Raw genomic sequence first — 25,034 nt, 5'->3', positions numbered from 1 at the left:
CCTCGGTTCTCACCCTTCAACGCCTCTTTCCGCGACCGCCGGGAGACCTGGCCCCGCGCGGCCCGCTCTGAACCGGCGTGTTGTGCTGGTTTTCGTCGGAAAGTTTGCGCCAGCGGGCAAGACGCTCCGGATCGAGCGTCCCGGATTTCAAGGCAGCCTGCACCGCGCAGCCCGGTTCATGCACATGCGTACAGTCGCGGAACTTGCAGAGTGGGGCGAGTTCGGTGATTTCAGCAAACAGCATGTCGATGCCGGAGGCGACATCACTGACGTGCAATGTCCGCATGCCGGGCGTGTCGATCACCCAGCCGCCGCCGGCGATGGCGTGCAACGATCGCGACGTGGTGGTGTGGCGACCCTTGGAATCATGTTCGCGAATACCCCCGGTCTGTTGCGGCGATTGCTGCGCCGGTCCGGCAAGCGTGTTGACCAGCGTCGATTTGCCGACGCCGGAGGAACCGATCAACGCCACCGTCTGGCCGACACCGCACCAGACAGCCAAGGCGGTTGCCGCATCTGAGGTGCGGGGATTCAGGATCACGACCGGCAGTTCACGCTGCAACGCGGCAGCCTGCCTTTCATACGCTTCGGCATCCTCAGCGGTATCGGCCTTGGTCAGCAGGATCACAGGCGTCGTTCCGGCCTCGTTGGCCAGCGCCAAATAGCGCTCGAGCCGGGCGGGATTGAAGTCGGCATTGCACGAGGTGACGATGAACAGCGTGTCGACATTGGCTGCGGCAAGCTGTGGCACCCTGCCGCCCTGGGTGCGGCGCTCGAGCACCGTCTTGCGGGTCAGGCGGCGTTGCACAAGCTGGTCATGCGCGTCGACGAGCACCCAGTCGCCGACGGCATAATCGCCTGTGTTCGCCTGCGCCGGCAGCGTCAGATCGATTGGCCCTGCCTGCGACAAGCCGGTCAGGCGGTCGCGATGGACCATGGCGATGCGCGTCGGGACGAGATTGGCTTCGCCGGGCTTGAGCTGGTCGCCGAAGAAGTCCGTCCAGCCGAGGCTGGCGAGCGATGGCGTGGAGTGATCCGTCAAGGCTTTGACCGAGGCGCCGCAGGCATTGAAGAGTATCCCTGGCAAAATTGAAAGTGAGGCGGACCACAATCGCGGGTGGGCGATTGCCAAGCCGTGTATGGGCGGCGTGGCGGCATTTGGCAAGCAGGACCGACGCCGTGGCCGATCAGCGCCGTAGCCGGCGGTCAGTCCGTCGCGCTGCCCCATGCCACACTTTCCATCCCGAACCCTTTGTCTCCGGTTTTAAAGCGTCAATAAATAATTTAACGTGCGGAATATTTTTGCTTTGTATTTAGAAGTATGAAAATTTGACTGAATAAGTTCGGTCAAGCCATTGCTGCTTCCGGTCAACGGCCGCATGAGTGGTAGCGGCTCGTCCGGTCGGCAATGACGGTATGGGGATCAGGAATATCGATGGCGGAGAAAACTCACCGCACGATGGATGACTTCGCCCAGGCATGCGGCGTGTCCCGGCCGACTTTGTCCAAATATTTCGACGACCCGGCAAGCGTGAAGCCGGCGACGCGGGCGCGTATCGAAGCCGCACTGCGCTCCTCGGATTATCAGCCGAACCTTTTTGCGCGCAACCTCAACCGCAAGCGCACCCGCAACATCGGCATCATCGTGCCGACGATCACCGATCCGTCCTATGCCGAGATGGTCAGCCGCATCGAAATTCGCTGCCGCGACGAAGGCTACTGGCCGATCGTCATCTCCTCGCATGGCTCGCCGAAGCTAGAGGCGGAGTCGGTCAGGACGCTGCTGTCACTGAAGGTGGCGGGCGCGATCATCGCCCCGCTGGGGCTGGCCTCCGACCGCGGCGTTTTCGAAAAGCTCGGACAGGACATTCCGATCGTCTATTTCGACACCTATATCGAGGGCGATACGCCGTTCGTCGGCAATGACAACCGGCAGAGCGTGTCGACCATCGTCGATTATCTCTGCCGCTCCGGTGAGCCGCCAGCCTATCTCGACATTCCGCATGTCAACCACAACTCCGGCGAACGCCAGCAAAGCTATATCGTCGCGATGGAAACCGCCGGGTTCAAGCCGGTCGTCATCGAGGCTGCGCGCGACTACACCTGGGACTTCGAACGCATTGGCTACGAGCAGATGGAAAGAATGCTGGAGACCGGCACCTTGCCCGGCCGCACCATCCTGTGCGCCAATGATCGTCTCGCCTTTGGCGTAATGGCTGCCGCGTACTCGCGCGGCCTGAAGGTCGGCCGCAGGCCCGACTGCGATCTGCGCCTTGCCGCGCATGACGATCATCCGCTGAGCCGCTACACCTGTCCGGCGCTGACCACCATGGCGCAGGATTTCACTGCCATGGCCGGGCGCAGCGTCGAGATCCTGCTGGCTCTGCTGGACGAGACCGATCCGCCAAAGCAGGGCCTGGCGCGCACGGTCAAGCTCGGCGCGACGCTGGTGATGCGTCAGTCGGCCTGAGCGTTGGTCGTCGGCGAATTCCTCTCGAACTGGCGCCAGGCCGCCACCGCCTCGGCTACCGCTTGTCGGGCCCCAGGAATATGGCGTCCCATCGAGACGAAGCCGTGGATCTGGCCCGGCCAATGCCGCAGGATCACTGGCACGCCTTCGGTTTGCAGGCGCGCGGCATAGGCTGTCCCTTCGTCGGCCAGGATGTCGCAGCCAGCAAGCGCCACGAAGGCCGGCGCGACGCCGGCGAGGTGAGGCGCCAGCAGGGGCGAGACGCGCCAATCCAGCATGTCGTCGGGCGTTCGCACATAGTGGTCGCGGAACCAGGCCATGGTGCTTGCGGTAAGACCGAAGCCGTCGCCGAAGCGCCGATAGCTGTCTGCCATCTGGCGGGCGTCGGTGTTGGGATAGATCAGGATCTGCGCCGCAACGGGCGGCGCCAATCCATCGCGGGCGAGCAGCGCCAGCACGGCGGCGAGATTGCCGCCGGCACTATCGCCGGCCACGCCGATGCGCGCCTTATCGATGCCGAGACCGGCGGCATTCTCCTCCATGAAGCGCAGCGTTGCCAGCCCATCTTCCAGCCCGGCGGGGAATTTGTGTTCCGGCGCCAGGCGATAGTCGGGACAGACAATGACGGCGTTGCCGAGATTGGCCAGCCAGCGGCAGATCTCGTCATGCGAATCCAGATTGCCGATCACCCAGCCGCCGCCATGCAGATAGAGCAGCGCCGGTGCCCCGTTCGGTAGTGCGCCGATGCCGCGATGGATGCGCACGGCAATCGGGCTGTTCGGCCCCTCGATCTGCTGTTCCAAGGTCGTGGCTACCGGCTCGTGCTCTCCCTGCAGCGTCGGGAACGAAGCATTGTAAGCGGCGCGCGCCGCCGCCACGCTGCCGGTCTCGAACGGTTCGCCGCCGGCCGCGCGGCTGATTTCGAGGACGCGCAGCGCATCCCGGTCGAGTGTCATCATCATATCCTCAGGCCAGCAGACTGCTTGCTTCCTCTTCGGTCAACAGGGCCGGCTGGACGACATCGCCCGCGATGGCGACCGAGCCCTGTGTTTCGCCGGAACGCAGGATCGCCTCCATGATCTCAAGCACATGCAGCGCAAGGCTGCCGGAAGCGCGCGGCGTGCTGCCGGTTTGAAGTGAACGCACCAGATCTGCGGCGCCAAGCATGCGGTAATTGGCGCGATCGGGCGCCGCATAAGGCCAGTTGCGGGCGCCATAGAGCTCGCCTTCGCTGGCGAAATCCTTCCACTCTGTGCCGCGTTCGGACAACGACACGGTGCCGCCGAACGTGTCGGGGTCGGGCAGGCGCAGCGAGCCTTCCGTGCCGTGCAGCTCGATCGGGTGGTTGGAGTGGCGAAAAACGTCCCACGAGGCGCCGAAGGTGACGGTCGCACCGGAGCGGAATTCGAGCAGCGACAAAACGCTGGTCGGCGTGCCGACCTTGAATGTGGTGTTCTTGAACGGCCCTTCGGCTGATATCAGCCGTTCCTCCTGGCCACGCGTCGCCATCGCCATGACGCGCTCGACCGGACCGAGCAGATTGACCAGCATGGTCAGATAGTAGGGGCCCATGTCGAACACCGGACCACCGCCGGGCTGGTAGTAGAATTGCGGGTTCGGGTGCCAGTGCTCCATGCCGCGGCCCATCATGAAGGCGGTGCCGGTGACAGGGCGGCCGATGGCACCGTCGTCCATCAGCCGGCGGGCGCGGCGTCCGGCGGCACCCAGGAAGGTGTCGGGCGCCGAGCCGAGCAGCAGGCCGCGCGATCTCGCCTCGTTGACCAGACGCTGTCCATCGGCGGCCGAGGTGGCGAGCGGCTTTTCGGTGAAGACGTGCTTACCGGCCGAAAGCGCGGCAAGTGAAATTTCGAAATGCGCCGCCGGAATGGTCAGGTTGAGGACAAGATCGATCTCGGGGTCGGCCAGCAGCGCATCGACACCGAGTGCCTGGATGCCATATTCCTTCGCTCGCATCGCCGCCATGTCAGCCGAGATATCGGCGCAGGCGCGCAATTCGATCCCGCCGAAGAGAGCGGCATTGCGCAGATAGGTCATCGAGATATTGCCGCATCCGATGACGCCGATCCCGAGCTTCGTCGTTGATTTTCCGTGCATTTCCGATCGTACCTCCCAATGCGGTCATTGTCTGCCGGACCCGCCCAGCCGGCAACGTGATCGCCTTGGAGCGGGCTATACAGCATTTTAAATATTGACGCGCGTAAAATTTTTCTACAACATGCGAAATGCTGGCGCGATATCGGGAGGCTGCCAGCCCTAGGAGGAGAGAATGACAGACATGAAAGGAACGGGCGACCGCCGGTACTAAGCCTGTGGTCATGTGCGCGTTGGATATTTCCGTTGCGGCCGGGGAATCGCGACGGAGTCAGGCATAGATCACCTTGGCCCCGGTCCTATCAAGCTGGCTGCGTATCGGACCGGACAGGCCATCGTCGGTGATCACAACATCGACGCTCGATAGCGAAAATGCCTTGGAGGTCCCGCTGACGCCCCATTTGCTCGAATCCGCAAGGAGGACAACGCGCCGGGCCATGCGCACGAGGTTCCGCTTCGTTCGCGCCATGTCTTCGTTCACGTCGACCACATCCAGTGACGAGTCAATCGCATGCGCTCCAACAAAGACCTGATGCGCTACCAAGCCGCCGAGAGCCGTGTCGGCATCGGTGATCAGCGTGCTCACCGTGTCTGGATAGACCCGGCCACCGATCATGTGAACGTCGAGCCCGGGCCGATGCATCAGATGCTGCACGATATTCATCGCCGTGGCCGCGACCACGACATTGCTGAGCGGCGGCAACAGCATGGCAACCTGCATCAATGTCGAGCCGCCGTCGAAGATGACCGATTGGTTGTCCTCGAACAGGTCTATCGCTGCCCGGGCGATGCGTTTCTTTGCATCGAGGTTCGTTTGCATCCGCCGGGCAAACGCGGCCGTGGTCGAATCTGTGGTCCGGGTCACCGCGCCTCCACGGGTCTTGGTCAGCAGTCCCTTGCGGTCCAGTATCTCGAGGTCGGAGCGCACCGTGACTTCCGACACGCCAAAATCGTCTGACAGGTCCTTGATGCGAACCTGTCCGCTGCGTTGCACTTCACCCAGGATCGATTGGCGTCTCTGCTCCGACAACATTGCCCTGTCCTTGCCTCCATGCGCCAAGCGATCGCCCCGGCCTCGGTTCACTCTACCAAAAATACGCGAATTCGAAAGCTTTCGAAAGATTGCATTTATCCTTTCTTTCGCAAACACTGGTCCAGGATTTTGAAATCAATCGATTGGAGAGTTTTGGACTCATGAGCCTCGGAACCAAGGTGCGCCTGGCACGCCTCTTCTCACATCCATCTGGGAATCTTTTTGGCGGCGCGGTCGACCACTTTGTCGGCTATGGCGACGTGCGCAAAGGAGGTCTTGCCGACCTGCCAGGCGCGCTTGCACGCGTCATGGTGGGCAAACCCGACTACGTCAGCATCCAGCCCGGCACCGCGCGCCATCTGTGGCCGCAATACGCGGGCAAGGCTTCCCTGGTGATCCAGGCAGGCTGCTTCACCCCAGACGATCGCATCAGTGAACTGATTGCAACGCCCGAGGATGCGGTGCGCGCTGGCGCCGATGCGTTGGCCGTGGCCATTCCGGTGCGCGGCGCGACCGAGGGCAAATACATACGCTGGCTGACCGATTCGGTGAATGCGGCGGCCCGTTACGGCATGCCGGTGGTGGCGCATATCTACCCTCGCGATTTCACCGACGGGGCAAAAATCGTCTTCACCCCCGACGAGATCGCCTATGCGGCACGCATCGGCTACGAGTCCGGCGTCGACGTGATCAAGATCGGCTACACGGGCGAGTTCGAGTCGTTTCGAGAGACCGTTCGGACCTGCCCGGTGCCGGTCGTGATCGCCGGTGGTCCGAAGACCGACACGCTGCTCGGCGCCCTTCAGCAGACGGCGGACGCCATCCGTGCCGGCGCGCGCGGTGCCGTGGTGGGCCGTAATCTCTGGGGGCATGGCGATCCGGAAAAGGCGGCGATTGCCTTTCGGGGCGTCATCCATGACGGCCTTTCGGCGCAAGATGCCTTGGCGAAGGCGGGTGCCTGAACGATGCCCGCCGTCCCTTCAATCCTCGGCTTCGGAGCTATTGCGATCGACGACATCGTCTATGTCGATCAGCCGTTGTCGGCGGGCAAGGGGAAGGTTGTGCAAAGCGCCCGAGCTTTCGGGGGAAATGTCGCGACGGCACTTGCGGCCGTCGCGCGGCTCGGCGGGACCGCCGGCTTCGTCGGATGGCTGGGCAGTGCCGCCGACGACGCCGTGCTATGCGATCTCGTTGCGAGTGGGGTTGAAACCGCGTTCGCGCCGCGCCACCCGCACGCGCGCCCGGTACGCTCGCGGATCACCGTCGGTTCGGATGGGGAGCGGTTCATCGCGTATGACGACGACGCGATGCTGGGGACCGCGCCGGACTTTCCGGACGAGGTCCTCAGCCGCGCGACCGTCCTGATCGTCGATAGTTACGGGATCGGGTCGCTGGATGTCGTGGCTCGGGCTCGCGATCTCGGCCTTGCGATCCTCGGAGATGTCGAATGGAGCCGCGGCCCAGCCACCGAGAGACTGATAGGGCTCTGCGACCATCTCATTCTTCCACTCGGCTTTGCGCGGACCGCCACGGGCCGCCGCTCACCGGCCGAGATACTCGATGCATTGTGGTTGCCGTCGCGGTCCGCCGTGGTTCTGACGGATGGTGGCAGGGGCGTATTCTATCGCGGGCGCGACGAGACAGGGCTCTGGCACCTGCCTCCGCACCAGGTTGCCGTCGTCGACTCGACCGGCGCCGGTGACTGCTTTCATGGCGCCTATGCCCTTGCATTGACACGCAGGGCCGGCACCGCAGGCCGGGTCGCATTCGCGGCCGCGGCGGCGGCCCTATCGATAACTGGGCGGGGTGGGCGCGAGGCGCTTCCGACCGACGATCAGGTCACGGAACTTCTGGCATCGACGAACGCGCCGTCGGCGGTCGAACTGAAATATGCGCGGCTCGATACCGGAACATAGCCCGAACTATCCGAGGAATATTTCGCAGGTGAACATAAGCCGAGCATAATCATAAAAATCAGTGGCTTAGACTTGTGGAGGAGGAATATGGCAGAAGTCGTTCTTGAGAATATCTCCAAGACTTACGGGAACAATTTTCACGCAATCGACCAATTGAACCTGTCGGTCGAGGACGGCGAGTTTTTGATTCTCGTCGGGCCGTCCGGCTGTGGCAAATCCACCGCGTTGCGGATGATCGCGGGATTGGAGGACGTCACCAGCGGCAGCCTTCGGATCGGCGGAGTCGACGTCGTCGACATGCCACCCAAGGACCGCGACATCGCGATGGTCTTCCAGAGCTACGCCCTCTACCCGCATATGACGGTGTTCGAAAACATCGGCTTTTCGATGCGGCTGGCAGGCAAGCCGAAGGCCGAGCGCAAAAAGCGCGTGGACGAGATCGCCAAGACCCTTCAACTGACGTCTCTGCTGGACAGCAAACCTGCGAACCTTTCAGGCGGACAGCGTCAAAGGGTTGCCATGGGCCGCGCCATGGTGCGCGAGCCGGCAGCTTTTCTCATGGACGAACCCCTTTCCAATCTGGACGCGAAACTGCGCGTTCAAATGCGCGCCGAAATCACCAGTCTGCAAAAGCAGCTCGGCGTAACGACCATATATGTGACCCACGACCAAACCGAAGCCATGACGATGGGCGACCGGGTCGCGGTGTTGAAAGGCGGCGTGCTGCAGCAGGTCGACACACCCAAGAGGCTCTATGAATCGCCGGTGAACGCCTTCGTTGCCGGCTTCATCGGGTCTCCTTCAATGAACCTTTTCGAGGCGACCCTGACGGGCGACGAAATGATGTCCGGCGCCTTGGCCATCCGGCTGCAGGATGCAGCCTTCGTGCGCAGGCCGGGCTTGAGGTCGTATGCGGGGCGCAAGGTCGTGTTCGGGATACGACCGGAGGATCTCTATGACAGCAGCCTCGAATCCGGCCGCAAGTATCAGACGATACCGGCAAAGGTGACCTCGATCGAAGAACTCGGATCCGAACATATCGTCCATCTCAACATCGACGCGGTCCGGGTGGACTCCGGCGACCCTGACGCGGTGCAAGATTTCGGCCTGGCGTCGAATGCGGTGGCGAAATTCGAACCAGCCAGCACAGTCCGCTCCGGCTCGGAGATCAGGTTGGCCCTGGATGACGCCAAGCTCCATTTCTTCGATCCCGAGACGCACCTGGCGATCTGAATATCCGCGACAAGACCCGCGGGCGAGGGGAGGCGCCTGCATAAGGAGACTTCTGAATAACCAGACGATCGGCCGCATTGTGCGGTCGATCCTAAAGAAGGAGGAGAAAATGACGTTTCGTATAAGACCCGCGATGCTGAAAATAGCCGCGGCCGCATGGTTGCTTGGCGCAACCGGCGCCATGGCGGATACGACGCTGGAATTCACCCAATGGTGGGAGCCAGAATTGCCGGCTGGCTCGCTCAGGGCAATCATGGATGACTTCGAGGCCGCAAACCCCGGAATCAAGGTGACACTGGTCAGCGGCCCCTACGCGACCACGCGAGACCAGATCTCGGTTGGTGCTGCAACCGGAACCCTCAGCGACGTCGTCGGTCTCGACGGCGCCTGGGTGAACAATCTGAATGCGCAGAACGCACTCGCCGACATGAATCCGATGATGGATGCGAGCGGTTTCGACAAGAGCCAGGTCGCGGACATCATCAAGGTGGACGGCAAGGCGGTGATGTTTCCCGTGGCTTCCTTCGTCTATCCGGTCTTCGTGAATTTGGACCTCGCCGCCCAGGCGGGCGTGACCAAGCTGCCGTCGACCCGTGCGGAGTTTCTCGAAGCCGCCAAGAAGATGACGCACGCCGACAAGAACCGGTATGGCTGGGTGCTGCCCCTGTCGCTGCAAACGCCATCCGGCGTCCAGAACGACATGATGTCGTGGGTTTGGGCTTCGGGTCAGTCGATGATGGCGAACGGCAAGCCAGACCTTGAGGGCAAACCGGTGGTGGATATGCTCACCTTCGTCAAATCACTCAACGACGCCGGCACCATCTCGCCCGGCATCGCCACCAAGACCGAGCAGGAAAAGGTCGAGGAATTCGTCAACGACCGCGCCGGGATGATGATCGACTCGCTCGCGCATGTGAACCTCATCCGCAAGCGCAATCCCAAGCTGAACTTCGACCTCATCCCGGTCCCGGGCGTGGAAAACTATACCGGCAAGCGCGGCCTTCCCTATGCCTCCTGGGGCATCGGCATCTCTGCTGCCTCGAAACATCAGGAAGAGGCCTGGAAACTCGTCCAATATCTGATGAGTGAAAAGGTGAACGCCAAGCTCGTGTCGCTTGCAAACGCCTTCCCGGGCAACGTCAACGCCAAGCCCGATTTCGTGACCTCGGACAAGGCTTTCGGCAAGGCTTTTGAAATCTTCAAGACCGGTTATCTCGCCAACGAGTTCACAGGCCTGCCGGTGGCTGAAGACCTGATGACCCAGTTCGACGTGCAGGCCCAGAAGATGCTCGCCGGTGAGCAGTCTCCGGAACAAGCCGCAGCCACCGCTCAGAAGGGCTGGATGGCGAAATTCTGATCGGCCTGTTCCCGTTTGCTATCTTCGACCGGGTGGCCTGACTTCGGGCAGGCCACCCGGCAACAACGGATCAGCAATTTGAGATGGACCTGTTTCCGAAGCCTACCTTCTTTTGAAGGCGTATCCCAAGGTTTGGCACATGACCCGGCAAAAGCGCTCCCACAATAAGCTGAAACGAGCGGTCGCACCCTACCTCTATCTGTCGCCCTCGCTGCTCATAATCGGGCTTCTGATGCTGCTGCCGATGGTGACGGTGATTGCCTACTCGTTCCAGAACAGCGCGGTGCTGCGTCGTGACCCTTCCTTTGCCGGACTGAAACACTACCAGGCGATCTTCGACGACCCCGTGTTCTGGGCTTCGCTGTGGCACACGCTCTACTTCACATGCATGAGTGTTATTTTCCACATGACCATCGGCATGGTCTTCGCGCTCATGCTGAACAGCGACCGCATCAATCCGACGCTGCGCAATATTCTGCGCGTGCTCTACATACTGCCCTGGCTGTTCACCGCGGTGATTATCGCCGTGATCTGGCGCCTCCTGCTTGAGCCGAACGGTGTCGTGAACAGCATTCTCATGCAAATCGGCATCATCGGTTCCAAGGTCGAATGGTTTTCCTCGCCTGAGACCGCGCTGCACGCCGTCACCTTTGCCAATATCTGGGCGGGCTATCCGCTCTTCATGGTCAGCCTGCTCGCGGGTTTGCAGGGCATTCCCAAGGATTTCTACGAGGCCGCCGATATCGACGGGGCGAAAGCCTACCAGAAGCTGATCTTCATCACCATTCCGATGCTGATGCCGATCATCATCAGCATCTCGCTGCTCGACTTCATCTGGACCATGCAGGTCTTCCCGTTAATCTGGATAACGACGGGCGGTGGCCCGATCTACTCGACCGAGGTCCTCAGCACCTACACGTACAAGCTGGCGTTTTCGAGCTACAACCTGTCGCAGGCTTCGGCGAGCGCTGTGGTCATCTTGTTGATCTCTCTCGGCCTGACGCTGTTCTATATTCGCTATCAAAAGGCTCGGTAGTCACCATGAGGAAAAGGCATACGCCGAAAGACAGGCTGATCACCGTCGCGCTCCATGTAGCGCTTGCTGCGGGGCTCTTTTTCGCGGCATTCCCGATCTACTGGATGCTGAGCAGTTCGTTCAAATCGAATACCGAGATCTTTGCCCTGCCACCAACAATCCTGCCAAAGGCCTTCACGCTGGAAGCGTATGCAGCCATCCTTGGCGACCCGGTAAAGCTGCGCTTCTTCTTCAACAGCTATTTCGTGGCGGGAGCGGTGACCGTGCTGACGGTGCTGATCGCCTTGATGGCGGCCTACGGCTTCAGCCGCTTCAACTTCCGCGGCAAGGGCAGCCTGAACACACTCATCATCAGCACGCAGACGATTCCGCCGATCACACTTTTGATCCCCTTCTTCGGGCTTGTCGTCTCATACGGTATCTTCGATACCTACGTCGCACTGATCCTGACCTACCTGGTGTTTACACTGCCGTACGCGATCCTGCTGATGACGGGATATCTGAACACCTTGCCCCGCGATCTCGATGAAGCCGTGGCTGTCGATGGCGGCACCAGTTGGACAGCGCTTTGGCGGGTGATCGTCCCGATTTCACTGCCTGGTATCGTGGCGACGGCGGTCTACACCTTCCTGTTGTGCTGGAACGAATTTCTCTTTGCGCTGACGCTGACGAAGTCAACGTCCATGCGCACCGTCCCGATCGGCATCCAGTTGTTGATGGGGCAGCACGCCTTCGAATGGAACCAGATGATGGCGATGAGCGTGCTCGGCTCGCTACCGCTCTTGCTCATCTACCTCGTTGCCCAGAGGTACTTCCTCGCCGGCATGACCGCGGGCTCGGTCAAGTAGGATGTCCATCCCAGGGTCACCGGTCCGCCGATCGTGCTCGTGCTGCTCTTCCCGCGCCACATCATCGAACGGCTGACGCAGGGCGCATCAAGAAATAGGCGGTGTCAAGGAATGAAAGGATGAACGTGAAAGAGCTCAAAGTCGGCTGCCAGACCTTCACCTGGGAAATGCTTGGCAAGGCCTGGACCGGCGGCCCCGACGATCTGCTGAAGGCGATCGCCGATGGCGGCTACGCCGGCATCGAAATCACCGACACCATGATCGGTCATTATGCCGGCAAGCCGTCGGAGTTCGCCGCTGCGCTGAACGCGTCCGGGCTGACGCTCGTCTCTTGCGCCTTCGGCTCGAACAGCGGTTTCACGCTGAAGGAGAAGATCAGCGCCGATCTTGAGACCGCCAAGCGCTGGATCGACTTCGCCGCTGCGTTTCCCGGCGCGCTGATCTCGATGGGCTCGGCGACCGTAGTGTCCGAAGGGCCGCGCGACGACAAGTTCGCCATAGCAGCGGACATCTACAACAAAGCCGGCGACCTTGGGCGCAAGGCGGGTGTCCAGGTTGCGGTGCATCCGAGCTCGCACCACAACACGCTGCTGTTCGACCGCGCCGACTACGACACGATCTTTGCCTTGCTCGACCCTGATCTGGTCGGCTGGGTGCCGGATACTGGCCATATCCTGCGCGGCCACAAGGACATGTCCGACACGCTGCGCACCTACCGCAACCGCATCCGTTACATCCACCTCAAGGACGTCGACGCCAACGGCACCTGGGCCATGCTCGGCAAGGGCGTCTGCGACACCCCGGCTGTTATCGAGATCGCCAACACCGCGCCACGCTTTACCGGCTGGCTGGTGCTGGAGGAGGAATCCGAAACGGCCGCCGCCGATCCCGCCGGCGCGGTCAAGACCAACCGCCAGACAATGCGCTCCTACGGCGCCTGAAGAACGAGACGATGATCAAGAAACAGGACAGACGCCTCAGGGTCGGCGTGCTCGGCTGCGGCCCCATCGCGCAGTTCGCGCATCTGGAATCCTGCGTCAAGGCCGGCAATGCCGACCTCTACGCTATCTGCGACGCGGCCCCCGATCTGCTTGCCCGCATGGGCGCCACCTACGAACCGCGGAAGATGTATGGCGACTATGACGCAATGCTCGCCGATCCCGAACTGGAAGCGGTGATCGTCGCCACGTCGGACGCCTATCACGTGCCGATGTCGATCAAGGCGCTCGATGCCGGCAAGCATGTTCTGTGCGAAAAGCCGATCGGCACTTCGGTCGAGGAAGGCGAGGCGCTGGCTAAGGCGGTTAGGCGCTCGGGCAGGGTGCTGCAGGTCGGGCACATGAAGCGCTTCGACCCGGCGCTGGAAGCAGCGCGCGACTTCGTCCGCGACGAGATCGGCGAGGTTCTGGCGCTGAAGGCCTGGTATTGCGATTCCACCCATCGCTACACCAACACCGATGCCGTGCAGCCGCTGCCCGTCACCAGCAAGCTGGCGAAGAAGCCGGGGGGAAATCCCAAGGCCGATCTGCGCCAGTATTTCATGCTGGCGCATGGCTCGCATCTTGTCGACACGGCGCGCTTCCTGTGCGGCGATATAGTCGCCGTGCGCGCCCGCCTCAACGAACGCTTCGGCGCCTATTGCTGGTTCGTCGAGGCCGAATTCGCCAGCGGTGCGCTCGGCCATCTCGACCTGACCGTCGCCGTACGCATGGACTGGCACGAAGGTTTTCAGCTTTATGGCGAGAACGGTTCGGTGATCGCCAGAACATTCAACCCCTGGTATTTCCGCGCCAGCGAGGTGGAGATATTTCACGAGAAGACTGCCTCCGCCCACAAGCCGCTCGGTGCCGACGGCCATTTCTTTCGCCGCCAGCTGGAAGGTCTTGCTCAAACCGTGCTGGAAGGCGCGCCGATGCGCGGCGCCAATGTCGAGGACGGCATCGCCTCGATCCGCGCCATGGTTGCCATCGCACGCTCGGTGGCATCAGGTGAACGCGTTGAGCTCGCCTCGGTTTCGGGAGCGGTTTGATGCGTCTCGGCATTTTCGCCAAGACCTTTCCCGGTGCCGAGCCGGCCGCGGTGCTCGCAGCGGTTAAGCAGGCCGGCTACGAGGCGACGCAGTTCAATCTCGCCTGCGCCGGCCTGCCGTCGATGCCGGATGTCGTGCCGGCGGAGGCGATCGCGGCCATCCGCATCGCCGCGCGGTCGACCCGTGTTTCACTCGCAGCACTGTCGGGCACCTACAATATGGCGCATCCCGACAAGGCAGTCCGCGACGATGGCCTTCGGCGTCTCACCGTCATCATCAAGTCTGCTGCTGCCCTCGACATTCCGCTGGTCACGCTCTGCACCGGCTCGCGCAACGCCGCCGATCAGTGGGCCTATCATCCTGACAATGCCACGCCTGCCGCCTGGTCCGATATGGCCGCCGAGATGTCGAAGGCGCTGGCGCTGGCCGAAGAGGCCGGCGTCGATCTCGGCATCGAGCCAGAGCAGGCCAACATCGTTACCTCGGCGAACGACGCGATCAGGCTGATCGCCGAGATGGGGTCGAAGCACTTGAAGATCGTGCTTGATCCGGCGAACCTGTTCGAACACGCGACGCCCGACGAGGCGCGCTCCATCGTTGCCGCAGCGATCGACGAGGCAGCCGGCCACGTCGCCATGGCGCACGCCAAGGATCGCCACGGTGATGGCCGCTTTGCCACGTCTGGGCAAGGCATTGTCGACTTCCCCGATTTCGTCGCGCGGCTCAAGGCAGTCGGCTTCGAGGGATCGCTCGTCACCCACGGCCTGTCCGCCGAGGAAGCTCCCGGTGTCGCTGCCTTCCTGCGGGGGCTGCTCTGATGGGCGTAGCACCGGCGATCCTGCTTCGCGACGATGCGGCACTTCGTGTTTTCGACACGCGGCAAGCCGGGCTTCCCGTCGTCTTCCAGCATGGCCTTGGAGGCGATGCCGCGCAGGTGGCGCTGAACTTTCCCGACAGTCCTTCCTACCGCCGGCTGACCGTCGAATGCCGCGCGCAGGGCGGCTCCGGCGCCGGCAGCGGTCGCCCCTTTTCGATCGACATGTTTGCCGAAGATGTGCTGGCTGCCGCCGATGCTGCTGGCATCAAGGACTTCGTTGCTGGCGGTATTTCGATGGGCGCGGCCATCGCCTTGCAGCTTGCCGTCCGGTATCCGGACCGCGTCCTGGGTTTGGTGCTTGTGCGCCCGGCCTGGGCCTTCGAAGCAGCGCCGCAAAACATGCGCCCTTACGTGGAAGTGGCGGAATTCATCCGCAGCCGTTCGCTTGATGAAGCGCGCGATGCCTTCGCGGCCTCCGCCACCGCTGCCCGGTTTCGCTCGGAAGCGCCGGATAATCTCGCTTCCTTGCTTGGCTTCTTCGCGCGCGAAAACGCGTCAATTTTCGCCGAGGTGATGCAGGCGATCGCAGAGGACGGGCCTGGCATCACACAGCCAGTAGCCGCCGACCTCGCAATCCCCACGCTCGTGATTGGCAGCGGCATCGATCTCGTCCATCCGCTGGCGACCGCCCGCAGCCTTGCCGACGCTATCCCCAATGCAGTCTTCACCGAGGTGGCGCCGAAAGGCACCGACAAAGATCGCCATTTCGCCGAAATCCGCGCTGCTATCGCGGGCTTTCTCGATGCTCGTTTCAACAACCAGGACCCATGATGATCTCGAAACCACTCTCCGGCCCAGCCGCTATCGCCGCATTGCCACGCGATCGCATGATAGCCGAATTCTCGCTGTGGTCTGCCGACCTCGCCAACTTCGAGAGCGACCTGAAACGCATCGAGCCCTATGTCGATCTTCACCACATCGATGTGGCGGATGGGCATTTCGCCCCGTCCTTCCTGTTCTTTCCTGATCTCGTCGCCCGCATCGCCAGGCTGACGGCCAAGCCCATCCATGTCCATCTGATGGTCGACAAAGCAATCGTTGAGGCGCAGACGCGCCAGTTCATCGAGGCCGGCGCCGACATGATCAGCGTCCATGCCGAGAATGGCGAGGCGGGGTTGCGCGCCGTCCGGTTGGCCCGGGAACTCGGCGCCGAAGCCGGCGTCGTGCTCAGGTTGGAGACGCCGGTCGAGACGGTGACGCCTTTCGTCTCCGAGGTCGCCTTCGTCACGCTCCTCGGGACGGCAATCGGCGTCAAGGGGCAGAGCCTCTCGGACAAGGCCTGCGACAGGCTACGCGACGCCCGCGCCGTCCTAAAGCAGGCCGGCCGCGAGGCAGACGTGGTTCTGGCGGCCGATGGCGGCATCCGCCACGAGACGGTGCCATTGCTGCGTGCCGCCGGGGCCGAAACCGTGGTTCTCGGTTCGCTCGCCTTCGGCGACAAAGACCTCGCCGGCCGCATCGCCTGGCTGTACGGATTGAAGGTCGCGGGATGACAATACAAGCCGCCCTCGCGATCGATCTTGGCGGGACGGAGCTTCGCGCCGCCCTGGTCGACCGTGAAGGCAAGATCCTGGCATTCGCGGCGGTGCCGACGCAGGCGCAGGCTGGTCCCGATGCGGTGATCGGCCAGATCGAGGCGCTGGCGGCAACCGTGTATGCCGAGGCCCCGGCGCTCGCCATTGTCGGTGTCGGCGTTGGCGCGCCGGGGCCGCTCGATCCGCAAGCCGGCATTGCGGTCGGACCGCCGACGCTCGCCGGCTGGCTAGACGTGCCGCTTGCCGATATCCTCGAACGGCGGCTCGGTCTACCGGTGCGGCTGGAGAACGACGCCAATGCCGCCGCGCTCGGCGAATGGCGCTTCGGCGCCGGTCATGGTGCGCGCTCGCTGGTCTTCGTCACGGTTTCCACCGGCATCGGCGGCGGTGTCGTCGTCGACGGGCGCATCCTGCACGGCCGCCGCGGCCTTGCCGCCGAGATCGGCCATATGACCATCACCAACGAAGGCGAGCGCTGCATATGCGGCGTCGTCGGCTGTTTCGAGGCGATCGCTTCTGGAACAGCGCTCGGCCGCCGCGCCACCGCCGCCACGACCGCCGGCGACGGCTCGACGTTGCGGCGCCTGTCTGCGGACGCGGAGGTGACTGGCCGCCATGTCGTCGAGGCGACGCGGCTGCGGGATGGCCTTGCCTCGGCATTGCTGGACGAGGAAGCCCGCTGGCTAGGCGTCGGCTTCACCAACCTCTTGCATCTCTATTCGCCCGATGTGCTGGTCGTCGGTGGCGGCATTGCAAATGGCCTCGACCTGATGCTGCCGACCATCGAGGCGACGATCAGGCAGCGGGCCATGCGCGCCTATCGCGACGTGCCGGTCGTTCAGGCCCAACTCGGCCGCCACGCCGGTCTCGTCGGCGCCGCCAGCCTTGTCCTGTTCGATGACGTGGTCACCTTGGCGGCTCGCATGCCTGTCGGCCCGAGCACCTGTCCGGACCGGAGGAGGGACTTCAATGGCTGAGCTCAAGCTGCGCGGCGTGCGCAAGTCCTTTGAGTGGAGGTGATCAAGGGCGTCGACCTTGATGTCGGCGACCGCGAATTCGTCGTCTTCGTCGGGCCGCGGAAAATCGACGTTGCGACCTGAACAACAACGGCCGGAGGCAGCATGCCTCCGGCCGTTGTTGGTATCAGACCGCACGGACTATTACTCGGCGGGAACGACATCCGCCGGCAGGTTGTCATCCGCGGTGCCTGCCAGGGCTCTCGCCAGCTTGGCCTCGTCGAGTTCGCCTTCCCAGCGCGCCACCACCAGCGTGGCGACGGCATTGCCGACGAAGTTGGTCAGCGCCCGGCACTCCGACATGAAACGGTCGACGCCAAGGATCAGCGCCATGCCGGCGACCGGCACCGCCGGAACAACCGAAAGCGTGGCGGCAAGGGTGATGAAGCCTGCCCCGGTGATGCCGGCGGCACCCTTGGACGAGAGCATCGCAACCAGCAGCAGCAGGATCTGGTCGCCCATCGACAGGTGGATGTTGGTTGCCTGAGCGATGAACAGCGCAGCCAGCGTCATGTAGATGTTGGTACCGTCGAGGTTGAACGAATAGCCGGTCGGAATGACTAGACCGACCACCGAGCGCTTGGCGCCGGCCTTCTCCATCTTCTCCATCAGCGAGGGCAGGGCTGCCTCAGACGATGAGGTGCCCAGCACCAGCAACAACTCTTCCTTGATGTAGCGGATCAGCGACAGGATGGAGAACCCGTTGTAGCGGCAGACCGCCCCCAGCACGACGAAGACGAACAGAAACGACGTCACGTAGAAAGTGCCGACCAGCATGGCGAGGTTGATGACCGCGCCGATGCCGTATTTGCCGATGGTGAACGCCATGGCGCCAAAGGCGCCGATAGGGGCTGCCTTCATCAGCACGCTGACCAGCTTGAAGATCGGCGTCGTCAGCGCCTGCAGGAAATTGAGGACGGGCGTGCCCTTGTCGCCGACCAGCGCCAGCGCAATGCCGAACAGCACCGAGAAGAACAGCACCTGCAGGATGTCGCCGTCGGCGAAGGCACCGACGATCGTCGTCGGGATGATGTTCATCAGGAAGCCGGTGACCGACTGGTCGTGCGCCTTGGCGGCATAGGTGTTGACGGTCGAGGCATCGAGCGTCGCCGGGTCGATGTTGAAGCCGGCGCCCGGCTGCACGACATTGGCCACGACAAGGCCAATGATCAGCGCCAGCGTCGAGAAGGTGAGGAAGTAGAGCATCGCCTTGCCGGCGACACGCCCGACCTTCTGCAGGTCGCTCATGCCGGCAATTCCCGTCGTCACGGTCAGGAAGATGACCGGGGCGATGATCATCTTGACCAGCTTGATGAAGGCGTCGCCGAGCGGCTTCATGCTTTCGCCGATCGACGGATAGAAATGGCCGAGCAGGATGCCGACGGTGATCGCGACGAGCACCTGCACGTAGAGTTGGGCATAGAAAGGCTTGCGCCGCGCGGAAGCCGCGCCTGAATGATCTGCGATGTGCATCGAACTCTCCCTGCCGGATGGGGCGGAATGCACCGCCCTGCGTGACTTCTCCCATCGCGGCGCTCCGGTCGCACGCCGCTGCAAGGACTTTTGCAAGCGTCGTGCCAGATCGGGAAAAGGCCGGAATCCCGGCATTTCGGCCCTTGTTCGAGGTTAAGCGGGTAATGCCTGTGCGGATTTCCGCACAGGCATTGTTTGCCTGGGCGGATTTTCGCATTACACTGGCCGGGAAGTCGGGACGGCTTGAGGAATAGGAGAGGGCAGACGTCGCAAGCAGGCACCGATAGCGAATCCCCTGGATTTGCCGGACGTCAATTGCTGCGCGAGGCGGTGGCCCGGCTGCGCGATGGCCGCTGGCTTGTCGCGGTCGTCGCCCTTGCCTTCCTGGCTGGCGCGATCGCAATTGCCGGGCGCATTGCCGCCGGCCAGGCGGCCGACAATCTCCGCGACACAGCACTTGCGGCCCTGCCGCTGGCGGCGGGGACGCTGACCGGCGAAATCGAAAAGCAGCGCCTGGTTCCCTTGGTGCTGGCACGTGACGACGCTGTACGCGGCGCTCTGCGCCGAGCCGGAAAAATGCAAGAAAAGGCCCTTGACGACAAGCTCAAGGCGATTGCCGGCGATGCCTCGGCGTCCGCCATCTATGTCATCGACACAGCAGGCATCGCCATATCAGCCAGCAATGCCGGCGAGCCGACCAGCTTTGTCGGCATCGACTATAATTTTCGGCACTATTTTCAGGAGGCCATGGCGAAGGGTGCCGCCAGCCAATATGGCCTCGGCACGATCAGCGGCAAGCCAGGCCTTTACCTGGCCAGCCGGGTCGACGATGGCGCCAAGCCGCTTGGCGTGGCGGTGTTGAAGGTCGAGCTAGACAGCGTCGAAGCCAATTGGCGCTCCAGCGGCTTTCTCGTCTTCGTCACCGATGAACGTGGCGTGGTGCTGGCTACCAGTCAGCCCGACTGGCGGTTTCGTGCCCTCGCACCACTCTCGGCGCAGGACACCGCCGCTGCCCACGAGCAGCTCCAGCTGGCCGATGCCGGCTTCGAGCCCTTGCCGATCCGACGCGGCGCTGGTGACGGCCTGGCGACGATCGACAGTGCCGGCAAGCAGCGCCAGTTCGTCGAGGTTGTGCAGGACCTGCCGGGTGCTGTCCCCGGTTGGCGTCTCTGGCTGCTGACGCCCGCCGATGCTGCTCTCTCCGCCGCCGCCAACACGGCGCGCCTCACCACGCTGCTCGGCTTGCTGCTGATGGGCTTGCTAACCTTTGTGCTGACCCGGCGCCGGCGCGCCCACCGGCTGAGGCAGGAAGCGCTGGCGCGGATGAATGTCGAACTGGAGAGCCGGGTCAGCATGCGGACGGCCGAGCTGACGCGCTCCAACGCCGCCCTTGCCGGCGAAATCGCCGAGCGCGAGAACGCCGAAGCCAAGGTCCGCCGGCTGCGTGACGACCTCGCCCAGGCCAACCGGCTTTCCATCCTCGGCCAGATCGCGGCCGGCGTGGCGCATGAGATCAACCAGCCGGTCGCCGCCATCCGCACCTATGCCGAGAATGCCGGCCGCTTTCTAGACAGCGGCAAGACCGTGCCGGCCAGCGGCAATCTGACGTCGATCGTCTCGATGACCGAACGTATCGGCGCGATCACCAGTACCTTACGCACCTTCGCCCGCCGGCCAGGCGTCGCCGCCTCGCCGCTGCCGGTGCGCGAGGCGATCGACGGCGCGCTGTCGCTGCTGTCCGGCCGCATCCGCGATTCCGGGGTGACTATCGTCAAGCCGCGCGGCAACGCGTCGCCGGTCGTCATGGCGAGCCGCATCCGGCTGGAGCAGATCCTCGTCAATCTGTTGCAGAATGCGCTGGACGCCATGAAGGATCAGCCTGATCCCCGCATCGAGATTGAACTCGCGGAGCGCGACGATAGGGTGCTCATTTCGGTGCGCGACAATGGCCCCGGCGTCGGGGCGGAGGCCGCCGGCAGTCTGTTCATGCCGTTCCAGACCACCAAAGAGAAGGGGCTCGGCCTCGGGCTGGTGATCTCGCAGGAGATCGCCCAGGAACTCGGCGGCACGCTGCGGCTCGATCCCGGCAGCGCCAGCGCCTCCGGCAGCGCCGGCGGCGCATCCTTCACCATCGACCTGAGGCGGATAGAATGACGGACCGATCAGGGCTGGTGGCACTCGTCGACGACGATGCGGACCTGCTTCACGCCACCACGCAATTGCTCGAGCTTGCCGGCTTCACCGTGGTCGCGCTCGACGCCGCCGAGGCAGCGCTTGGTGTCGTCGACGGGAATTTCGAGGGCGTGGTCGTCAGCGACATCCGCATGTCGGGCATGAACGGCCTGCAGCTGTTCGACCGCATCAAGGCGATCGATCCGGACATACCTGTGATCCTGGTCACCGGGCATGGCGATGTCGATCTTGCGGTGGCCGCACTCAAGGACGGCGTCTACGATTTCATCCCGAAGCCCTATGCCGGCGATCGCTTGGTCGAGGCGCTGAAACGGGCATCGGAGAAGCGGCGGCTGGTGATGGAGAACCGGCGGCTGCGCGAGGCAGCGGCGCAGGCTGCCGACGGCCTGCCGCTGATCGGCGAAGCGCCTTCCATCCGGCGCCTGCGCGAAACCTTGCGCCAAATCGCCGACATGGATGTCGACGTGCTGGTCGAAGGGGAGACCGGAACTGGCAAGGAAGTGGTGGCGGATCTTCTGCACAGATGGGGGCGGCGCCGGGCAAAACCCTTCGTGGCGCTGAATTGCGGCGCGCTGCCGGAGACCGTGATAGAAAGCGAACTGTTCGGTCATGAGGCGGGCGCGTTCACCGGCGCACAACGGCGGCGGATAGGCCGCATCGAGCATTCCAGCGGCGGCACGCTGTTTCTCGATGAGATCGAATCCATGCCGCCAGCCCTCCAGGTCAAGCTGCTGCGGGTGCTTGAAACGCGCAGCGTGACACCGCTTGGCTCGAACGAGACCCGCCGCGTCGACCTCAGGGTCGTCGCGGCGACCAAGGTCGATCTCGGCAGGCCGGACCAGCGCGGCGACTTTCGTGAGGACCTGTATTTTCGCCTCAACGTGGTGACGCTGCGCATCCCGCCCCTGCGTGAGCGGCGCGGCGACATCCCGATGCTGTTCGGGCATTTCCTCGGCAAGGCCTCGGAGCGATTCGGCCGGCCCGTCGCCAAGGTGAACGCCGCGGTCAGCGACCATCTCCAGTCGCATGCCTGGCCGGGCAATGTGCGCGAGCTCGCCCATTTTGCCGATCGCGTCGCGCTCGGCCTCGGCCCGGACGATGAGACGAAGGTGGTACCCACCCGAGTACCGGAACCAGAGGCGACGCTGCCCGAACGGGTCGGCCTCTACGAAGCAGAACTCATCCGCGATGCGCTGCGCGACCATGGCGGCGATGTGCGCAGCGCCATCGATGCGCTCGGCGTGCCGCGCAAGACCTTCTACGACAAGCTCAAGCGCTACGGCATCGCCGCGTCCGAATTTCGCAACGGCGGCGATCAGGACGCGCACCCTGTTCGGGGATCGATATGAAGACGACACTTGAAACGACGGCAAATCCCCTGCCGGAAGAACTCACCTTTCTCGGCGAGCGTCTGACGGCATTCAACGATGGCGATGTCGGTGCTTCCAAAAGGAAGGCCCTGGCCGTGTTCGTGCGCGACGAGGCCGGTGCGGTCGTTGCCGGCATTTCGGGCTACACCGCCTGGGGCTGGCTCTATGTGCAATGGCTGTGGGTCGATGAGAGGCTGCGCGGCCAGCACGTGGCCGGCAGGATGCTGGACGCGGCCGAACAGGAAGCCGTCGGTCGCGGCTGCCAGAATGCCTGGATCGATACCTTCAATCCGAATGCCGCCAAGGCCTATCAGCGACAGGGCTATCAGCCCTTCGGCACGCTTGCCGATTTCCCGGTCGGCCGCAGCCGTATCTTCCTGCAGAAGAAACTGGTTGCCTGATCAGCCGGCCAGCCGCCCGCCGCGCATCGGCTGCGGCGCGCCGGTGGTGCTTGGAAAACTGATCGGCAGGCCGCGCAGCACGCGAACCGCGAGGAAGGCGAAGCACTCCGCTTCCACAGCGTCGCCGCTCCAGCCAAGGGTTTCGGCCTGCACCACCTCGACGCCGGCGCGGCTGGCGAGCATTGCCATCATCGTCGGGTTGTGGCGCCCGCCGCCGCTGACCACCAGCTTTCTAGGCCGCCGTGGCAGAAGATCGAGCGCCTTGCCGACGGCGGCAGCAGTGAAGGCGGTGAGCAGGGCAGCACCGTCTTCGGCGTTCAAACCGTCCGCCATCGCGGCACCGAAGTCGAATCGGTCTAGCGATTTGGGATAGGCTTTGGTCAGATAGGGGTGCTGCAACAGCTTGGCGAGCCTTGCCTCATCGACCGTTCCCGCTCGGCCAAGTGCGCCATCGCGGTCCATTTCGCCCAGACCCTTCGATTTGATGAAATCATTGAGCGGCGCATTGGCGGGGCCGGTATCGAAAGCAACGACATTGTCGGCGCCGTCCCACCAGGTGATGTTGGCGACGCCGCCCAGATTGAGCACCGCCACCTCGCCATTGGCGCCGGCGCTGCGCATCAGCGCCGTGTGATAGACAGCGGCCAAAGGCGCGCCTTGCCCACCGGCGCGCATGTCGGCCGAACGGAAATCGTAGGCGACCTTGGTGCCCAACAGGGCGTGCATCAGTTCGCCATCGCCCAGCTGCCGGGTCTGGCCAAGCCGTCCAACCTGCGGCGCACGATGCAGCACCGTCTGGCCGTGAAAGCCGACGACGCCGATATCGGCCATCGTCATGCCATAGCCTTCGACCAACTCCTTGACCGCCGCCGACTGGGCACGCGTCAGGGCCTCCTCCGCCTTGCGAAAAATCGCCGGCTCCGGCCCGGTGAAGTTCCAGGCCCGTGCCTCCTTCAGCGTCTCTTCCAGCAGGGAGCGGATCGACGAGGGATAAGGCATCAACCGATAGGTGCCGAAATCGTCGATCCGTTCGCCATCGGTCTTGATCAGCGCGACGTCGATGTTGCCGTCGAGCACGGTGCCGGTCATCAGGCCGACGGCCCAGATTGGTTCCATTATTGAGCTCCATTGACGAGATCGCCGACCGCCTGCCTAAGCGAACCGATTCCACTGTCGAAATGACGTGTCGGATGGATCCGGTTGGTGAGCAAGGTCCAAGCCTTGCCTCCGTCGAAGTCGATCCACAGTCCCGTGCCGGTGAAGCCGGTGTGGCCGATAGTGCCCGGACTGCACAAGGTCCCGCCGGACCAGCCTTCATACGGGCGCTCCCAGCCATGGGTGCGGGTGGCCGACAGGGGCGTGCGCATCAGCGCGATCGAACGTTCGGAGGCGCCGGTCAGCAGCCCTTGCGCGAAATCCAGCACCGAAGCGGCTGTTCCGAACAGGCCGGCGTGACCCGCGCCTTGCAGCGCCGAGCAATTGTCGTCGTGGACCTCGCCGGACAGCACGCGATGGCGCCAGGTGCAGTCCTCGGTCGCGGCGGCAGCATCCGGTTCGGCGGACCAGGCGAATCCGGGGCCGGGATCCATGTTCCGGATCGTCTTCCCCGACAGCCGCTCCAGCACAAAGCCGAGCAGGATGAAGTTGATGTCGGAATAGACCGGGTCGCGGGCCCGCCATTCGCGCTGCAGGATGAAGGCGCGCAGCAGTTCGGGGTCGCGCCCATACGTGTAGATCGGCTCGACCGCCGGAAAGGGCGTCTGGTGGCCGAGGCACTGCCGGAACGTCACCTTCCGCTCCCAGGCCTCTGCATCATACTGGCGCAGGTCCGGCAGCACCGAGACCAGCGGCGCATCGAGATCGATGACCCCATCTTCCGCCAGCGCCAGGATGCGTGGCGTGGTGAAGATGACCTTAGTTAGCGATGCCAGGTCGAACCAGGTGTGGTCCCGCATGGGGCGGGGCTTTGGCACGAGCTGCGCGGAGCCGATTGCTCTGGTGATGCGGTGGCCGCTTTTGTCGACGATGCCAAGCACGCCGCCAGGTATGCGCTTGGTGGAAACTGCGGTTGCAAGTGGTTGGAAGGCGCGGTCGAAGAGTTGGGAGAGGTCGCTCAATGTTGGCCTCCGTCCGAG

Annotated in this window: 23 protein-coding genes; 16 read left to right on the top strand and 7 right to left on the bottom strand. The window is 63.5% G+C overall.

Annotated features, from left to right (window positions below):
- Positions 1-16 precede the first annotated feature (16 nt).
- Positions 17-1,078 (bottom strand): ribosome small subunit-dependent GTPase A, encoded by a 1,062-nt coding sequence (gene rsgA, locus NKJ01_RS03505; RefSeq protein WP_502905853.1) that lies wholly within the window; start codon positions 1,076-1,078, stop codon positions 17-19.
- A gap of 357 nt (positions 1,079-1,435) precedes the next feature.
- On the opposite strand from rsgA, the gene NKJ01_RS03500 reads away from it, so the two are divergent.
- A complete protein-coding gene (locus NKJ01_RS03500) occupies positions 1,436-2,470 on the top strand; it encodes a LacI family DNA-binding transcriptional regulator (protein WP_352726129.1) in 1,035 nt (344 codons plus the stop codon).
- Here NKJ01_RS03500 and NKJ01_RS03495 read toward each other — a convergent pair.
- The 3 genes from NKJ01_RS03495 to NKJ01_RS03485 form a co-directional block, all read right to left on the bottom strand.
- Positions 2,458-3,426 carry an alpha/beta hydrolase gene (locus tag NKJ01_RS03495; RefSeq protein ID WP_352726127.1) on the bottom strand — a complete coding sequence of 323 codons (969 nt, stop codon included), beginning with the start codon at positions 3,424-3,426 and terminating at the stop codon, positions 2,458-2,460. The two genes, NKJ01_RS03500 and NKJ01_RS03495, sit on opposite strands and share 13 nt — an antisense overlap.
- A 10-nt stretch (positions 3,427-3,436) precedes the next feature.
- Positions 3,437-4,585 carry a Gfo/Idh/MocA family protein gene (locus NKJ01_RS03490; RefSeq protein ID WP_352726125.1) on the bottom strand — a complete coding sequence of 383 codons (1,149 nt, stop codon included), beginning with the start codon at positions 4,583-4,585 and terminating at the stop codon, positions 3,437-3,439.
- 268 nt (positions 4,586-4,853) lie between these two features.
- Positions 4,854-5,615 (bottom strand): DeoR/GlpR family DNA-binding transcription regulator, encoded by a 762-nt coding sequence (locus NKJ01_RS03485; RefSeq protein ID WP_013532952.1) that lies wholly within the window; start codon positions 5,613-5,615, stop codon positions 4,854-4,856.
- 161 nt (positions 5,616-5,776) lie between these two features.
- Here NKJ01_RS03485 and NKJ01_RS03480 point away from each other — a divergent pair, with 161 nt between their 5' ends.
- The 12 genes from NKJ01_RS03480 to NKJ01_RS03425 all read left to right on the top strand — a co-directional run bounded on the left by NKJ01_RS03480 (position 5,777) and on the right by NKJ01_RS03425 (position 17,423).
- A complete protein-coding gene (locus tag NKJ01_RS03480; RefSeq protein ID WP_352726123.1) occupies positions 5,777-6,577 on the top strand; it encodes a beta/alpha barrel domain-containing protein in 801 nt (266 codons plus the stop codon).
- Between the two features lie 3 nt (positions 6,578-6,580).
- The gene (locus NKJ01_RS03475; protein WP_352726121.1) at positions 6,581-7,531 is read left to right on the top strand and encodes a PfkB family carbohydrate kinase; all 951 of its coding nucleotides are present in this window, start codon (positions 6,581-6,583) and stop codon (positions 7,529-7,531) included.
- A gap of 87 nt (positions 7,532-7,618) precedes the next feature.
- Complete coding sequence (locus NKJ01_RS03470; RefSeq protein ID WP_352726119.1) at positions 7,619-8,764, top strand: ABC transporter ATP-binding protein; 1,146 nt, start codon at positions 7,619-7,621, stop codon at positions 8,762-8,764.
- A gap of 109 nt (positions 8,765-8,873) precedes the next feature.
- Positions 8,874-10,121: an ABC transporter substrate-binding protein gene (locus tag NKJ01_RS03465; RefSeq protein ID WP_352726117.1), complete on the top strand. Its 1,248-nt coding sequence runs from the start codon at positions 8,874-8,876 to the stop codon at positions 10,119-10,121.
- 139 nt (positions 10,122-10,260) lie between these two features.
- Positions 10,261-11,157: a carbohydrate ABC transporter permease gene (locus NKJ01_RS03460; RefSeq protein WP_352726115.1), complete on the top strand. Its 897-nt coding sequence runs from the start codon at positions 10,261-10,263 to the stop codon at positions 11,155-11,157.
- 5 nt (positions 11,158-11,162) lie between these two features.
- Positions 11,163-12,005 (top strand): carbohydrate ABC transporter permease, encoded by an 843-nt coding sequence (locus NKJ01_RS03455; RefSeq protein ID WP_023756671.1) that lies wholly within the window; start codon positions 11,163-11,165, stop codon positions 12,003-12,005.
- A 119-nt stretch (positions 12,006-12,124) separates the two neighbouring features.
- Positions 12,125-12,946 (top strand): sugar phosphate isomerase/epimerase family protein, encoded by an 822-nt coding sequence (locus NKJ01_RS03450; RefSeq protein WP_352726112.1) that lies wholly within the window; start codon positions 12,125-12,127, stop codon positions 12,944-12,946.
- Between the two features lie 11 nt (positions 12,947-12,957).
- Complete coding sequence (locus tag NKJ01_RS03445) at positions 12,958-14,034, top strand: Gfo/Idh/MocA family protein (RefSeq protein ID WP_352726110.1); 1,077 nt, start codon at positions 12,958-12,960, stop codon at positions 14,032-14,034.
- Complete coding sequence (locus NKJ01_RS03440) at positions 14,034-14,852, top strand: sugar phosphate isomerase/epimerase family protein (RefSeq protein WP_352726108.1); 819 nt, start codon at positions 14,034-14,036, stop codon at positions 14,850-14,852. The genes NKJ01_RS03445 and NKJ01_RS03440 overlap by 1 nt, the downstream gene beginning before the upstream one ends.
- The gene (locus NKJ01_RS03435; RefSeq protein WP_352726106.1) at positions 14,852-15,682 is read left to right on the top strand and encodes an alpha/beta fold hydrolase; all 831 of its coding nucleotides are present in this window, start codon (positions 14,852-14,854) and stop codon (positions 15,680-15,682) included. Before NKJ01_RS03440 ends, NKJ01_RS03435 begins: the two co-directional genes overlap by 1 nt.
- Positions 15,682-16,404 carry a ribulose-phosphate 3-epimerase gene (locus tag NKJ01_RS03430; RefSeq protein WP_352726104.1) on the top strand — a complete coding sequence of 241 codons (723 nt, stop codon included), beginning with the start codon at positions 15,682-15,684 and terminating at the stop codon, positions 16,402-16,404. The genes NKJ01_RS03435 and NKJ01_RS03430 overlap by 1 nt, the downstream gene beginning before the upstream one ends.
- Positions 16,401-17,423: an ROK family protein gene (locus NKJ01_RS03425; protein ID WP_352726102.1), complete on the top strand. Its 1,023-nt coding sequence runs from the start codon at positions 16,401-16,403 to the stop codon at positions 17,421-17,423. Before NKJ01_RS03430 ends, NKJ01_RS03425 begins: the two co-directional genes overlap by 4 nt.
- 183 nt (positions 17,424-17,606) lie before the next feature.
- Here NKJ01_RS03425 and NKJ01_RS03420 read toward each other — a convergent pair whose 3' ends face one another.
- Positions 17,607-18,935, bottom strand: a complete 1,329-nt coding sequence (locus NKJ01_RS03420; RefSeq protein WP_023756663.1) for a dicarboxylate/amino acid:cation symporter — start codon at positions 18,933-18,935, stop codon at positions 17,607-17,609.
- Positions 18,936-19,265: 330 nt separating this feature from the next.
- On the opposite strand from NKJ01_RS03420, the gene NKJ01_RS03415 reads away from it, so the two are divergent.
- From NKJ01_RS03415 to NKJ01_RS03405, 3 genes are read left to right on the top strand one after another with little or no spacing between them, the layout of a single operon-like run.
- Positions 19,266-21,089 (top strand): sensor histidine kinase, encoded by a 1,824-nt coding sequence (locus NKJ01_RS03415; RefSeq protein ID WP_352726499.1) that lies wholly within the window; start codon positions 19,266-19,268, stop codon positions 21,087-21,089.
- Entirely contained in the window at positions 21,086-22,477 is a 1,392-nt protein-coding gene (locus tag NKJ01_RS03410) for a sigma-54-dependent transcriptional regulator (protein WP_352726100.1), read from the top strand. Before NKJ01_RS03415 ends, NKJ01_RS03410 begins: the two co-directional genes overlap by 4 nt.
- The gene (locus tag NKJ01_RS03405; RefSeq protein WP_352726098.1) at positions 22,474-22,899 is read left to right on the top strand and encodes a GNAT family N-acetyltransferase; all 426 of its coding nucleotides are present in this window, start codon (positions 22,474-22,476) and stop codon (positions 22,897-22,899) included. The genes NKJ01_RS03410 and NKJ01_RS03405 overlap by 4 nt, the downstream gene beginning before the upstream one ends.
- On the opposite strand, the gene NKJ01_RS03400 is transcribed toward NKJ01_RS03405, so the two are convergent.
- On the bottom strand, positions 22,900-24,015 hold the full coding sequence (locus NKJ01_RS03400; RefSeq protein WP_352726096.1) for an anhydro-N-acetylmuramic acid kinase: 1,116 nt from the start codon (positions 24,013-24,015) through the stop codon (positions 22,900-22,902).
- Positions 24,015-25,016: a serine hydrolase domain-containing protein gene (locus tag NKJ01_RS03395; RefSeq protein ID WP_352726094.1), complete on the bottom strand. Its 1,002-nt coding sequence runs from the start codon at positions 25,014-25,016 to the stop codon at positions 24,015-24,017. Before NKJ01_RS03395 ends, NKJ01_RS03400 begins: the two co-directional genes overlap by 1 nt.
- Positions 25,017-25,034 lie beyond the last annotated feature (18 nt).

Source organism: Mesorhizobium sp. M0276 (assembly GCF_040321755.1).
Classification (GTDB): Bacteria; Pseudomonadota; Alphaproteobacteria; order Rhizobiales; family Rhizobiaceae; genus Mesorhizobium.
The sequence above is the reverse complement of the archived record's forward strand: the minus strand, read 5'-3'. Positions and strand labels throughout refer to the sequence as shown.